Raw genomic sequence first — 13,417 nt, forward strand, 5'->3', positions numbered from 1 at the left:
CGATGATCGGCGCGCGCGTGAGGTGGGTCCCGGCAGTGCTCTCTGCCGCAACGGTCGCGGCCGCGGTGGCGCCCGCCACGGCGCAGAAGGCGACCACCCTCGATCTCGGCGGGGTCCCCCTGGAGATGCGCCGGGTCTCCAAGGGCTCCTTCGCGCAGGGATCGCCGGAGCGCGAACCTGGCCGAGAGAGCGACGAGGCACCGCGGCAGGTCACCCTGAGCCTCGACCTCGACGTGGGCATCTACCCCGTCACCCGCGGGCAGTTCACGCGCTTCGTGCAGGACACCGCCTACCGCACCGAGGCCGAGCTGGGCACGAGCGGTGGCTTCGGATGGAACGGCTCGGCCCTCGTGCAGCGCACCGACTTCACCTGGAAGAACCCCGGCTTCCCCCAGACGGACCAGCACCCGGTCACCCTGGTGACGTTCAAGGACGCCCAGGCGTTCATCACCTGGGCAGCCCAGAAGACGGGCCGACGGCTCCGCCTGCCCACCGAGGCCGAGTTCGAGTACGCCGCGCGCGCCGGCACCACCACCCCCTGGTACGGCGCGAGCACCGCCGCCGCAGCCCAGGACCTCGGCTGGTTCAAACCCAACGCTCCGGGCGGCGGCACCCGCCCCGTCGGCCAGAAGAAGCCGAACGCCTTCGGCCTCTTCGACATGTCCGGCAACGTCTACCAGTGGTGCAGCGACTTCTACGCCCCCTATGCCCCTGGCCCCGCCACCGATCCCGCCGCCACGACGCCCCCCGGCGGCAGCGAGCCAGCGCGCCGCGTGCTGCGCGGCGGCTCCTGGCTGAAAGATCCCGCGCGCGGTCGGTCCGCAGCGCGCTACCGGAACACCCCCGGCAGCCGCAACGCAGACAACGGCTTCCGGGTGGTGGCCGACCTGGGCCTGCCGCTCCTCGAACAGCCTCGCGGCGCCAGGTCCACGTCGGACATCTCGACCCAGGGGCGCGGAGTTCAGGGGCGCGGAGGAGAGAGCAACGGCGATGTGCTCCACAAGCCCAAGACCGACACCGGGAGCAAGGTCCTGATCGGGATCTCGATCGCGCTGCTGGTCGGGGTACCGCTCTTCCTGGTGACCATCGTCCTGATCGGCATCAACCGGCGGAAGAAGTTCGCCGCGCAGCTCCCGGGCAACCTCCAGGTCACTGCCACGCCTGCTGCTGACGGCTTCTGGCTTCGCGCCAGCGGCCCCTCGGAAGGCGCCCGTGTCCACTACCAGTGCCGGGTGGGCAACAACCCGATCGCGAACGTGGTGACCCTCTCGGGCTCCCTGGACACCTTCGTGTACACCGGCGGCTTCCCCAGCCAGATCGTCATCCGCCAGGTGGTCCCTGCGGCGCGCCCCGCCTCCTCGTGGAGCGGTGGCGGAGGCTCGCCGGGAGGCAGCGGTTATCGCGGCTCCGGTCACGCCTCGTCGGGGAACGCCGATGCCTACGCCACGTCCGCGGCCTGGGGAGCGACGCAGCAGGACGCCTGGAACAGCTCCAGCAACACCTCCAGCTCCAGCAGCGAACCCTTCGCCGGTTACCCGAGCGCCTATTGAGCCGGTCCAGCGCACCGCGGGCCTTCATCCTCGCCGACGGAGCGCCCCTGCACCTCGCGCGCCCCTTGCGCACCCTGCGCGCGCTCGCGCAGCTCGGCGTGCACGCCGAGCCCTGCGCGGACCTCCCTTCCCTCGCGGACGCGCTCCGCACCTCTCCCGGCCCTGCCTGGATCCTGCGCGCTGGTGCCTGGCCCATCGCCTTCGTCCCTCCGCCCGCGAGCGCCACGGGCAAGCCCCTCCTCGGCCTCGGCGCGCTCTGGCGGCCCGACACCGACCTCCTCGCGGGTGGCTGGGACGCGCTCCTCGCCAGCACCGGAGGCGACCTCGCCCGCCGCCCCGAGCACCTCGCCCGCCTCGACGCCGCCCTCGACAGCGTGTGGACCGAGGCTCCCGCCGCCCTCGGCGCGCTCCTCGACGCGCTCCCCGGCGCGGACAAGCCGCCCCTCGGTGCGCCCCCGGGCACCGGAAACCCGCTCCTCGACGCCGTGCGCGCGCTCGCCAGATCCGGACACCGCGCCGTGCGCATCCCGGCCCTCGACGTGCGCAACGACCCGCGCCTGCGGGTGGTGCAAGCGATCACCGCGCTGCACCGCGGCGGCGCCGAGCAGATCGCGGTGGACCTCACCCTCGGCCTCACCGCCGCCGACGACGCCGTGCGCCTCCTCGTCATGGACCGCCCCGCCCGCGCCGCGCTCTCCCCTCCCCCGGGCACCCTTCTCCTCGGCGCTCACGCCCCCCAGCGCACCGCGCGCGCGTCCGCCCTCGCCCAGCTCGCCCTGCACCTCGGGGCCGACGTGGTGCACGCCCACCTCTTCGACGGCAGCACCCTCCAGCCGCTCCTCGCCACCAGCCTCCCCCTCGTGGTGACCCTCCACAACGAGCAGCCCGGGTGGCCCGCGGGTCTCACCGACCTCCCCGCAGATGCGCCCGTGACCTGGGCCGCATGCTCGCTCACCGTGCGCGACGATGCCGCCCGGGCGCGCCTCCCCGGATCTCTGCGCACCGTGTGGAACGGCATCACCGTCGCCTCGCCCGCATCGCCCGCATCGCCCGGCGACACCAGCGCTCCCCGCACCTCGGCGCACAGGCTCGCCACCCGCCAGGCACTCGGCATCTCTCCCTGCGCGCAGGTGCTGCTCTCCATCGCCAACTACCGCCCCCAGAAGCGTCTCCCCGAACTCCCCGCGGTCATCGCCGCCCTCGTCGCCCGCGGCATGGATGCCCACCTCCTCCTCGTGGGCGAGCACGAACGGGGCCCCGCCGCGGCCACCGCCCATGCCCTGCGCAGCGCAGCCGCAGCGCACGGCGTGGAAGCCCGCCTCCACGAGGTCGGCCCCCGGGACGACGTCACCCCCTACCGCGCCGCCGCCGACCTGCTGATCACCGCCAGCGCCCACGAGGGCCTCAGCCTTGCTCAGCTCGAAGCACTCGCCGCCGGCCTCCCCGTGCTCACCACCGCAGTCGGCGGCGCCCGCGAGATCGCGCACAAGCATCCCGCCATGCGCGTGCTCCCCCGCGGCGCCGACGCGAACGCGCTCGCCGAGGCAGCCCACGCTCTCCTCACCACGGGCGCCGCGCTCCCCGCGCCCTCCGCGTCCTCCGCGCCCTCCGCCTCCCCACCCCTCGCCGACGACTTCACGACCCGGCGCATGGTCGACCGCTACCGCGACCTCTACCGCCGCGCCCTCGCTCCGGCCGCGCACCCCGAAGGCAGCCTGGTGCTCGTCACCAACAACTTCTCGACCGGCGGCGCCCAGTCCAGCGCGCGGCGCCTCCTCCTCGGCCTCGCGGCGGCCGGCGTGCGCGTGCGCCCCGTGGTCATCGAGGAGCAGGCCGCCTACCCCACCCCGGGCCGCGCCGCCCTCGAACAGGCGGGCATCTCCGTGCTGGTCGCCCCCCGGGCCGGCGCCCACGACCCGCTGCACACCGCCCGCGCCGTCGCCGCCCACGTCGACGCCGAGCCCACCGCGGCGGTCGTCTTCTGGAACGTCATCCCCGAGCACAAGATCCTCATCGCCGACCTCCTCCACCGCACCCCCGTCTTCGACGTCAGCCCGGGCGAGATGTACTTCGCCTCCCTGGAGCGCTACTTCCGGCGCCCTCGCCCGGCCCTCCCCTACCTCGACGCCCGCGACTACGGCGCGCTGCTCGCGGGCGTGGTGGTGAAGTACGCCGGCGAGTCCCGGCGCGCCGAAGACGCCCTCGGCGCCCCCGTGCACGTCATCCCCAACGGCATCCCCGTCCCCCCGGCCCCACCCTCAAGAACCGCGCGCCCCGCGCCCCGCGACAGGCTCATCGTCGGCACGCTCGCGCGCATCGGCCCCGACAAGAAGCTCGAACAGCTCCTCGCCGCCGCCGCTCACGCCGCGCCCCGCATGCCCCCCTGGGAGCTGTGGATCGCTGGCGAGCCGGAGCGGGGCGCCGACGCCTGCGCGGCAGACCTCCGCGCCAGGTCGGAAGGCCTGCCGGTCCGCTGGCTGGGCGAGAAGCCCTCGGCCGCGTTCCTCGCCGACCTCGACCTGTTCGCCCTCGTGGCCGAGCCCGCGGGTTGCCCCAACGCCTCCCTCGAAGCCATGGCGAGCGGCCTCGCGGTGATCGCCACCGACGTGGGCGGTGTCTCCGAGCAGATCGTCCACGGAGAGACCGGCCTCCTCGTGCCGCGCGGCGATGCCCTCGCCCTCGGCGACGCGCTCGTCATGCTGGCGCGCGACGACACCACGCGAGCGCGCATGGGCGCCGCCGGGCACCAGCGCGCCGCGACGCAGTTCGACGTGAGCACCATGGTCGAGCGCTACGCGAGGCTCTGCCTCGGCCGCCCTCCCCAGACGCGATGATGTGCCCTCAAACCAGCTCGCCCCGCCGGCCGGTCAGCTCGATGGCCACCGCGTCGACGGAGGCCGACGTGGGCGGCCCGAACTTCTTCACCTGCACCGTCACCGCCACCGCGGGCGTGTCCTGGAGGATGCGCGCGATGATGCGCTCCCCGAGCGTCTCCAGGAGCTTGTACGAGGCGGTCGTCCCCGACTCGACCACCATGGTGGCGAGCTGGTCGTAGTCGAAGACCCTGGCGCGGCTGTCGGTCCGCGGGAGCGAGGTGACGGGTAGCTCGACCCGGAGGTGGACCACGAAGTCCTGGGGGAGGTCACGCTCCGCGCGCGAGACACCGTGCCGCGCACGGAAGCGGATGCCGTCGAGGAGGATGCGGTAAGTCTCGATGGACGTCACGGGCCGCGCGTACCACCAGAAGGCGCCGGGCGGCAAGCCACAGCGCTCTTCACCACGTTCTTCGCCGCGCTCTTCACCACGTTCTTCGCCGCGCTCGCCACCGCGCTCGCCACCGCGCTCGCCGCCGCGCTCGCCGCCGCGCTCATTGCCGCTGCGCGAGCGCCGCCCGGTCGCAGAGGATCAAGCGGCGGCCCGCCACGTCGAGGATGCCCTCGCGCCGCAGCGCGCCGAGGGTCAGCGTCACGGTCTCGCGCGTGGAGCCGATGACCTGTGCGATCTCGAAGTGGGTGAGCGGCGCCGAGATCAGCACCCCCCGCGGCGTGGGCACGCCCCACCGATCGGCGGCAGCGATCAGGAACTCTGCCAGGCGCCCCTCGACGTTGCGGAACAGCATGGACTCGATACGGTCCTCCACCTCGCGCTGGCGCGCCAGCAGGACGTTCACCACGGCGTGGCGGAGCCCCGGATCCGTGTCCAGCAGCTCCCGGGCGAGCGCGAGCGGCACCCGGACCACCTCGACCTCTTCCATGGCCACTGCCCGCTCGGTGCGGACCTGGTGCCCACCGAGGCACGACTCCCCGAGCAGATCGCCGGTCCCCCGGTATCCCAGCGGGATGACCCCACCCGCCATCACGCGCTCGAGACGCGCCCTCCCCCGGCTGCCGAGGGACACCAGCGCGTCCACGGGCACGTCTTGCTCGAAGATCGCCGTGCCTCCGGGCACGACCTCGCTCGTTGCTGCCGCCGCCACCGCCTCGCGGGTGGCCACGGCAGCCTGATCGAAGAAGGAGGACAGACGCACACCGCCGCGAGCCCCGACCGGGGCCGGTGCTTCGGACGGAGAGCGTCGCATGTCGATGTCGGCTGTGATGTTGGAGTCCATCTCGGTCACTGCAAAGACGGGACGGTAGCTCACTCCCGCGCCTCGGGCTCCAAAAAACCTCGCTTTGAAGGCCTGAAAACGCGTGCTCTCTCCCGACATTCCGCGCGCGGACGGAGCCCCGAGCAACGCGGACGGCGGCACCTGCTGCACACGTCCCGCGGCACCTGCCGAGCGCCCGCGCACCCGCGCACCCGCGCACCCGCGCACCCGCGCACGCACCGCCCTGCCCTACGCGCGCACGCGCGCACGCACCGCCTTGCCCTGCGCACGCACCGCCCTGCCCTACGCGCGCACCTCCAGGCCCGCCTTGCGCAAGAGCGCGACCGCTGGCCGCAGCGCGTGTCCGGGTCCCTTGCCCAGCCTGAGGCGCGCGCCGTCGCGCAGGTGAAGCTCCAGCCACCGCGACTCCATCCCGGGCTCGGCCTGGTCCGCGTCCGGCCCGGTCACGATGGGCAGCGTCGCGACCTCGATCGCCGAGGTGGGCCAGCGCCGCGCGAACCCGCGGCCCTCCTGGGTGATCTCGCCGCGCTCGAAGTCGACGCGGAACTTCCCGTGCAAGAACCGCCTCCTGCGCAGGAGCCACCGCGCCACCAGGGCCACCACCACCCACGTCGCGGGGATGAACCCCATCGGCCACGGCACGGCGCGCACGGCCACGAGGCCGGCCACGATGGTCGCGATCACCAGCACGAACGTGGTGACCGCGCGGACCCCGAGGTCCAGCGCCGCCCCCTGGCACTCGCAGCACAGCACGAGGGGCCCTTGCGCCTCGATGGTGCAGTCGTTGTTCGCGAGCAGCGTCTCTCCGGCGGTCACGGTGGCCCACGCTCTGCTTGGAAGATCCACGGCCCGCGCGCAAGCGGGTGCTCGCCCCCTGGGCACGGCCGCGCTAAGCACCGCCGCGATGCGCGCCCGCAACGCCCTCGCCCGCCGCGCCCGCCGCCTGGTCGCCGCCGTCACCCTCGCCCTCGCCGCGACGTCCTGCGGGAGCGCCGCGCCCGCCCCGAAGGATCCGCTCACGGCGCTGCGCGACGCGGGCGCGCGCTCGCGGGATGGCGAGGTCGTGGGGCGCTGGCTCCTCGTCGAGCTGCTCGCCCCAGGCGGCACCGCCGACGGCGCCCGCGACGCGCGCGCACGCCTCGACACCCTCGACGGCAAGTCCCTCCACGCGGCGCTCGGCCGCGCCATCGACGACGAGCTGCACGGCCACCTGGAGCGCGCCGCCCTGGCCAGCCTCGACGCCATCGCCGCAGCCCGCGTCAGCGACCACCCCGACGCGCCCCTCGTCGCCTGGTACGCCGCCCACCGCCTCCTCATCCTGCGCACCAGCGTCGCCGGGCTCTGGCAGCGCGGACGCGACGTGGTGCTGCGCGCCATCGAGGAGCCCCAGCGGCTCGGCTGGCGCGCGCGCAGCGAGCTGGTCGAATGGTGGAGCCTCGACGGCCTCTCGACCGAGCCCGCCGCCCCCAGCGCCCCCAGCGCCACCAGCGCCCCCAGCGCCACCAGCGCCACCAGCGCCACCAGCGCCACCAGCACCCCCTCCCGCGTCGACCTCACCGCGCGCGCGCTGGGTTGCGCCACCCGCGCGCGCATGGCGGGTCCCTTCGGCCACCTCGCGCGCAGCGATCACCGCGTGCACTTCCCGGCCGAGCGCCCCGGCCCCTGGCCCCCCACCTTCCCCGCCGACCCCCTCCGCAACACGCCACCACGCGTCCACGCGACCGAGCAGCATGGGTGCCTGATCATGCCCTCCGAGGGGACCGAGAGCGGCATCTTCTACGTCGAGACCTTCGTCGACCTCCCCGCCGAGCGCGAGGTGCTCATCGCCGTGCAGGGCGCCTTCGCGCTCTTCGTCGACGACGTGGAGGTGCTCGATCGCGACGCGCGGCAGTGGGGCGTGTGGCCGCGCTTCGGCGCCCACGTCCGCCTGCGCGAGGGGCGGCACCGCATCCTCGCCCGCGTCGGCGGCCGCGAGACCGCGATCCGCCTCATGGCTCCCGACGGCACCCCGCTCGGCCTCCCCACCTCCGACGATCCGACGCCGCCCTACGCCATCACCCCGCCGGTACAGCTCGCCGACCCGAACCCCCTCGATCCTTTCCTCGTCGCGGTCGGTGTCGCGCCCCAGCGCGGCACTCCCCGAAACCGCACCGCCCGTGACCTCGCCGATCCCACTTCCCGCTGGCTCGCCGCGCATGCCGCGCACATCGAGGGCCAGGACGACGTGAGTTCGGTCCTCCTCGAACCCCTCGTCGCGGACCTGTCGCGCGCCACCGGCGCCGCCCTCGCCTCGCAGGCCAGCTTCGTCGCGCGGGATCCCATCTTCCAGGAAGCCGACGCCGGAGACCTCGCCCGCGATCTGCGCACGCGCGCCCTCGAAAAAGACGAGGCCCTCTGGAGCCCGCGCCTCCTGCTCCTCCTCGAAGGCGCCGAGAAGCAGGCCCTCCCCGAGGTGCTGCGCAAGGTGGAGGCGCTCGCCGCGCGCTTCCCCGAGGTCCCCGATCTCGCCAAGGCGCGCATCGCCCTCTACACCAAGCTCGACATGGACGCGGAGCGGAAGCGCGCCATCCGCGAAGCCTCGCAGCGCTTCCCCGACGACCTCGACCTCCTCCGGCTGCGCCTCGATCTCCACGAAGCGGCCTCCGAGCGCGAGGAAGCGGCGGCCGCGCTCGCCGACATCCGCAAGCGCGATCCCGACGCGGAGGTCACCATCACCCAGGCCCTGGATCAGAAGGACTGGGACACCGCCATCACCGCGCTCGAACGGCTCGGCGTCCAGCGCAAGGACCGGAGAGACATCCCCCACCGCCTCGCCGAGCTGTACCTGCGCTCCGGGAGGAGCCCCGGCGACCTGGAGCCGCTCGAACGCGCCCTGAAGCTGAACCCCAGAGACGACGACGCGCGCCTGGTCCTCGCCGACGCGCGCGTCGCCCGCGGGGACAAGAACGCCCTCCACGAAGCGCTCATCGACGCCATCCTCACCGGCTCCGACACCGAGCAGCTCCGCGACGCCATCGCCTTCACCGAAGGCAAGAGCGAGCTCGGTCCTTACCGGCAAGACGGCAAAGCGATCCTCACCGCCTTCGACGCTGCCGGCGGCGCGCTCAAGCAGGACGAGCTGGGCCGCGTCCTCGGGGAGGTGCTCGGCCCGAACGGCAACGATGCGCCTCCCGGCAAAGGCGCGGAGGAGGGTGGCATGACGCGCGTGCTCGACTACGCCGCCGTCTGGGTGCACTCCGACGGCTCTGCGCGGATGCTGGAGCACCAGATCCTCCGCATCCAGTCGCGCGAGGCCGCCCAGCAGCTCACCGAGCAGCCCCTCCCGCAGGGCAAGCTCCTCACCCTGCGCGTCGTGAAGAAGGACGGCACCACCCTCGACGCCGAGGTCTCCGAGGACAGGCCCACGGTGACCCTGCCTCCGCTCGACGTGGGCGACAGCATCGAGACCGAGCGCATCTTCCCCGTGCGCGGCGATACCCGCGGCGGCCGGGTGTTCCAAGGCATCCACTGGTTCTTCCGCAAGGAGAAGGAGCGCTCGTGGCGCAGCGAGCTTGTGGTCATCTCTCCGAAGGACCGACCCCTCGACGTGGAGATCACCGGCGACGTCCCCTCCCCCAGCGTCACCGAGAATGGCGCCCTCGTGACGCGGCGCTGGCGCGTCGACGACAGCACCCCCGAGATCGGCGAGCCGGGCGGCCCACCCGCCGCCGAGCGCCTCCCCAGCGTGCGCTTCGGCTGGGGCATGAGCCTCGCCGACACCCTGGCCCGCATGGTCGACGCCGCCGCCGACGAGACCCCGCGCGACCCGCGGCTCGTGCGCGTCGCCGAGGCGATCGCCCGTGGCCCCGAGACCTCCGCAAGAGATGGCGCGAGAGACGGCGCGGGAGACGGCGCGGGAGACGGCGCGGGAGACGGCAAGAAGAGCGGCAAGAGCGACGGCAAGAACGACGGCAAGCAAAGCCCGACGCCAGGCCTTCCCAGCCGTGAGGAGCAGGCACGCCGCCTGTATCACTGGGTCCTCGCCAACGTGGAGAGCGGCCGCGAGTCCGACGGCCGCCGCGTCCTCACCGGCAAGAGCGGCAACCGCTCCGAGGCCTTCATCTACCTGTGCAGGCTGCTCGGGATCGACGCCGCCTACGGCCTCGTCCACGACCGCCTCACCCCTCCGGCGCGCGGCGCGATGAGCGAGGCCGAGGCCTTCAACACCCTCGCGGTGCGCCTCGACCTCCGCGCCCCCGGCAGCGCGGCGCCCCCGTCTCCCCACTGGATGGTGGTCCGCGACAAGAACGCGCCCTACGGCTACCTGCCAAGCTCGCTGCGGGGGCAGCCCGCGGTCCTCCTCCGCCCTGGCGCGCCCCGGGAGACCACGAACGCCGCGGCCGCCGCCGACGGCCTCACCAGCGAGGGCAAGGCCGTCCTCGCCGCCGACGGTTCGGCCGAGATCGAGCTGCGCCAAGCCTTCGGGGGCAGCCTGGGGATGGCGCTGCGCACCGCGCTGGAGACCATGCCCGACGTGCAGTTCCAGCGCATCGTCGAGGCCAAGCTCCTCCAGCAAGCGTTGCCCGGCGCGCGGCTCCTCAAGGTGGAGGTCCAGAACCAGGGGAACCTCGACGCGCCGCTCACCCTGGTGATGTCGATCCGCATGCGCAACTTCGCCCGCCAGCAGGGCAACGAGCTGCACATCGCGCCCCCCTGCCTCCTCCACCTCTCGCGCCTCGTGGTCATGAAGGAGCGCAAGTCACCGCTCTACATCTCGGACGAGGTGGCGACGCACGCCGAGGTCAGGTTCCAGGTGCACCTCCCCGCCGGCGCCTCCCTCGCGACGGAGCTACCGCCCTCCACCCTCGCCGCGGGGCGCCGCACCGTCGTGATGCGCGACCGCATGGAGGAGGGCACCTTCTGGTTCGACCGCCTCGTCGATCTCCCGGCAGGTCGCGTGGAGCCCGCGGACTACAACGCCTTCCAGAGGTTCGCCCGCCGCGCCGACACCATGCTCATCGACGACGTGGTGGTGCGCCTCCCCGACGCGCGGTGACCACCCGCTCCGCTCAGGCAGAGCCCCGCTCAGGCAGAGTCCCGCTCAGGGCGCGGCGCTGGCCACCTGGTGCAGCAGCACCGACTGCTCGATCACCGCCGGAGGAACCTCACCCACCGCGAAGGGAGCGGTCGTCGGAAGGGCCTCCGCCGACACCCGCGCCGCCCGGCGCAGCCCGTCGACCTCCGCCTGCGACGCGATCAGCGCCTGCTCCAGCGCCTCGTGGACGCCCTCGGGCCTCGCGGCATCGTCCCGCACGTCGTCGAGCTGACGCTCGAGCTGCGCGATCCGCCACTGCGACGCCTGCAGGTCGGCCTCGCAGCGCGCCGCGCCCTGCGCCAGCGTCGCGAGCTGCTGCTGGAGCGCCTGCACTTCGGGAACACCGCCCGCGTTGCTGACCGTCGCGCCCGTCGCGCCCGTCGCGCCCGTCGTCCCTGCGCCGCCCGTCGTCCCTGCGCCGCTCGTGGGCGCGCTGCCGTTCCCCTCGCTGCTCCCGCGGCTCGCACCGAGCTCCAAGGCGTTCCCCAGCTCGTCGAGAAGCTCGCGCCCCACCCGCTCGCTCTCGCGCAGCTCGGCCTGGAGCTGGGCGACCACCCGACCGCGCTCCTGCAGCGCCGCTTCCAGCGCCGCGATCTCTCCGCCCACGCCTTCGCTGGCCTTCGCCTCGCTGCTCGCCAGCGCATCGCGCTGCTCGACCAGGGTGTCGATCTGCTGCATCAGCTCCGACACGTGGGCCGCCAGCGCCTCTTCGCGCGCGCTCCCTTGCTGCTCGCGCGACGCCTGCTCTCGCTCGGCGCGCGCCAGCCGCTCTTCCATGTCCTTCATGTCCTTGCGGGCGCGCCCCAGCTCCGCGCGCTGCGCCTCGGCCGCGGCGAGCTGCTCGGCCGCCGTCCGCCGCCCGCGCCGCTCCTCGTCGAGCCCGCGCGTGATCTCCTCGACCTGCGTCCGCGCCGCGTCCCGCTCCGCGTTCACCCGCGAAAGCTCCCGCTTCGCCACGCCCACGGCCGACTCCAGCTCCTCCACCCGCAGCATCAGCCGCGGATCCGCCTTCGTCGACGCCGCGAGCTGGGCCGACAGGTCGCCGATCCGCGCCCGCGCCGCCGCCAGCTCCCCGGACACCCCTTCCTGCGACGCGAGCTTCGCCCTGGCCGCCGAGAGCTCCTTGTCCGTGCCCTCCAGCGCCGCGAGCCGCGCCCGCGCCGCCGCCAGATCCTTCTCGGCGCCCTCCAGCCTCGCGACCCGCGCCCGCGCCACGGTCAGCTCCTCGGCGGCCCCTTCCAGCGAGGCCAGCCGCGACTGCGCCGCCGCCAGATCCCCGGCCACCCCTTCGAGCTTCGCGAGCCGCGCCTGCGCCCTCGCCAGGTCCTCCGCCGCGCCCTCCAGCGTCGCGAGCCGCGAGCGCGCCTCTTCCAGCTCCGCGCTCAGCGCGTCGATGCGGTCCTTCCCGCCCGCGATCTCCGGCTTGTTGCGCACCATCCCCAGCTCCAGCTCGACCCGGGTGCGCGCCTTCTTCTCGTCGTCGAGCTGCTTCGACAGCCGCACGCCCCGGTCACGCTGGTTGCGCAGCTCCTCTTCCAGGTCGCGGATCTTGTGCGCGTTGCGCTCCGCCCGCACGTGCTCGTCGCCCGCGCGCGCCTCCACGTCCTTCAGCCGCGCCGTGCGCTCCGAAAGCTCCGCCGTCAGCTCCGCAATCCGCGCCGTCGCCGTGGACGCCGCCTCGGCCCGCGCCGCGGCCCGCACCTCTTCCGAGTCCCGCTCCCGCTCCAGCCGGCCGCGCAGCTCCGCGACCTCCACCTCGAGCTGCTCCGCGCGCGCCTCGGCCTTCGCCAGCTCCTCGGGCGCGATCCCGCCCGCAGCCGCACCTCCGCCCGCGGTTGCGCCTGCCGACGCCAGCCCACCCGGGATCTCCGCGAGCGGCAGCTCCACCACCGCATACGGATCGAGCCGGACCGGGCGCTCGCTCCCGATCGCGATGAACCACTCCGGCTCCTCCGATCCCGAGAGCAGCGACATGTCCACGCTGACCTCGGGGTCGCCCTCCTGCGCGAACGCCGCCACCGTGTACCCCACGAACGGCGCCTGCCCGACCATCTTGACCGTGCGGAACTGCAGCGAGACCAGGTCGTAGAGCGTGTAGTAGTCCGGCGCTGACCCCCGCTTCGCGCCCTGCGCCTGCGCCCCCGCTGCCCCTTGCACGGGCAGGAGCGCGCGCGGCGCCTCCGCGTTCGGTGTCACCACGATCGCCGCCCCGCCCTCCGAGACCAGCCGCCGCGCGCGCCGCAGCACCTCGGCCGCGTCCCCGAACAGGCTCAGATCCGGGATCACCACCGCATCGAAGGCCCCGTCGCGTACCCCGAGATCTCCCTCCAGCACCGCGAAGGTGGGGTGCGGCTGCTTTCCCGCGCTCCGCGCCAGCGCCTCGGCCACCCGGCCCGCGTCCGGATCGTACGCATGCACGAGCCGCGCGCCGCGCTCGACCAGCCTGTCAGCGAGCCCGATGGAAGCATCCCCCAGCACCGCCACCCGGCGGCCGCGCACCAGCGGCTCCAGGTACGCGCTCAGGATGATGGAAGGATGAAGGCCGAGGGGTTCGGCGGAGGCCCGCGAGGTGGTGGCCAAGGACATCCCGCCCCTCTTACGGCGCGCCCGGCCGGGTGTCCACCGGGGAGGGGCGAGGCCCTTCCGCCCCGGGCCCCCTTTGACGGTGGCGCCGCACCTTCGTAG

At 74.1% G+C, this 13,417-nt stretch carries 8 protein-coding genes; 3 read left to right on the plus strand and 5 right to left on the minus strand.

Annotated features, from left to right (window positions below; translation table 11 throughout):
- Positions 1 to 2: 2 nt before the first annotated feature.
- A complete protein-coding gene (locus tag CAP_RS14815) occupies positions 3 to 1,550 on the plus strand; it encodes a formylglycine-generating enzyme family protein (protein WP_044241227.1) in 1,548 nt (515 codons plus the stop codon).
- Positions 1,547 to 4,384, plus strand: a complete 2,838-nt coding sequence (locus CAP_RS14820) for a glycosyltransferase (RefSeq protein ID WP_044241113.1) — start codon at positions 1,547 to 1,549, stop codon at positions 4,382 to 4,384. The genes CAP_RS14815 and CAP_RS14820 overlap by 4 nt, the downstream gene beginning before the upstream one ends.
- A 7-nt stretch (positions 4,385 to 4,391) precedes the next feature.
- On the opposite strand, the gene CAP_RS14825 is transcribed toward CAP_RS14820, so the two are convergent.
- From CAP_RS14825 to CAP_RS14835, 4 genes are all read right to left on the minus strand, one after another.
- The gene (locus CAP_RS14825; protein WP_044241116.1) at positions 4,392 to 4,775 is read right to left on the minus strand and encodes a dihydroneopterin aldolase; all 384 of its coding nucleotides are present in this window, start codon (positions 4,773 to 4,775) and stop codon (positions 4,392 to 4,394) included.
- Positions 4,772 to 4,921, minus strand: coding sequence for a hypothetical protein (locus CAP_RS50395; protein WP_156040813.1), 150 nt, complete (start codon positions 4,919 to 4,921; stop codon positions 4,772 to 4,774). Before CAP_RS50395 ends, CAP_RS14825 begins: the two co-directional genes overlap by 4 nt.
- Positions 4,918 to 5,577, minus strand: coding sequence for a Crp/Fnr family transcriptional regulator (locus CAP_RS14830; protein WP_231511472.1), 660 nt, complete (start codon positions 5,575 to 5,577; stop codon positions 4,918 to 4,920). Before CAP_RS14830 ends, CAP_RS50395 begins: the two co-directional genes overlap by 4 nt.
- A 363-nt stretch (positions 5,578 to 5,940) precedes the next feature.
- A complete protein-coding gene (locus CAP_RS14835; RefSeq protein ID WP_044241118.1) occupies positions 5,941 to 6,474 on the minus strand; it encodes a hypothetical protein in 534 nt (177 codons plus the stop codon).
- An 88-nt stretch (positions 6,475 to 6,562) separates the two neighbouring features.
- Here CAP_RS14835 and CAP_RS14840 point away from each other — a divergent pair, with 88 nt between their 5' ends.
- Positions 6,563 to 10,693, plus strand: a complete 4,131-nt coding sequence (locus tag CAP_RS14840; RefSeq protein WP_044241119.1) for a transglutaminase-like domain-containing protein — start codon at positions 6,563 to 6,565, stop codon at positions 10,691 to 10,693.
- Between the two features lie 45 nt (positions 10,694 to 10,738).
- On the opposite strand, the gene CAP_RS14845 is transcribed toward CAP_RS14840, so the two are convergent.
- Complete coding sequence (locus CAP_RS14845) at positions 10,739 to 13,318, minus strand: hypothetical protein (protein WP_044241120.1); 2,580 nt, start codon at positions 13,316 to 13,318, stop codon at positions 10,739 to 10,741.
- Between the last annotated feature and the right edge of the window lie 99 nt (positions 13,319 to 13,417).

The organism is Chondromyces apiculatus DSM 436, assembly GCF_000601485.1.
GTDB lineage: Bacteria > Myxococcota_A > Polyangia > Polyangiales > Polyangiaceae > Chondromyces > Chondromyces apiculatus.

What these genes read in the sequence shown, in the direction of transcription:
- CAP_RS14840 (WP_044241119.1), top strand. Translation starts at nt 6,563, where the DNA reads ATGCGCGCCCGCAACGCCCTCGCCCGCCGCGCCCGCCGCCTGGTCGCC.
- CAP_RS14845 (WP_044241120.1), bottom strand. Translation starts at nt 13,318, where the DNA reads ATGTCCTTGGCCACCACCTCGCGGGCCTCCGCCGAACCCCTCGGCCTT.
- CAP_RS14815 (WP_044241227.1), top strand. Translation starts at nt 3, where the DNA reads ATGATCGGCGCGCGCGTGAGGTGGGTCCCGGCAGTGCTCTCTGCCGCA.
- CAP_RS50395 (WP_156040813.1), bottom strand. Translation starts at nt 4,921, where the DNA reads ATGAGCGCGGCGGCGAGCGCGGCGGCGAGCGCGGTGGCGAGCGCGGTG.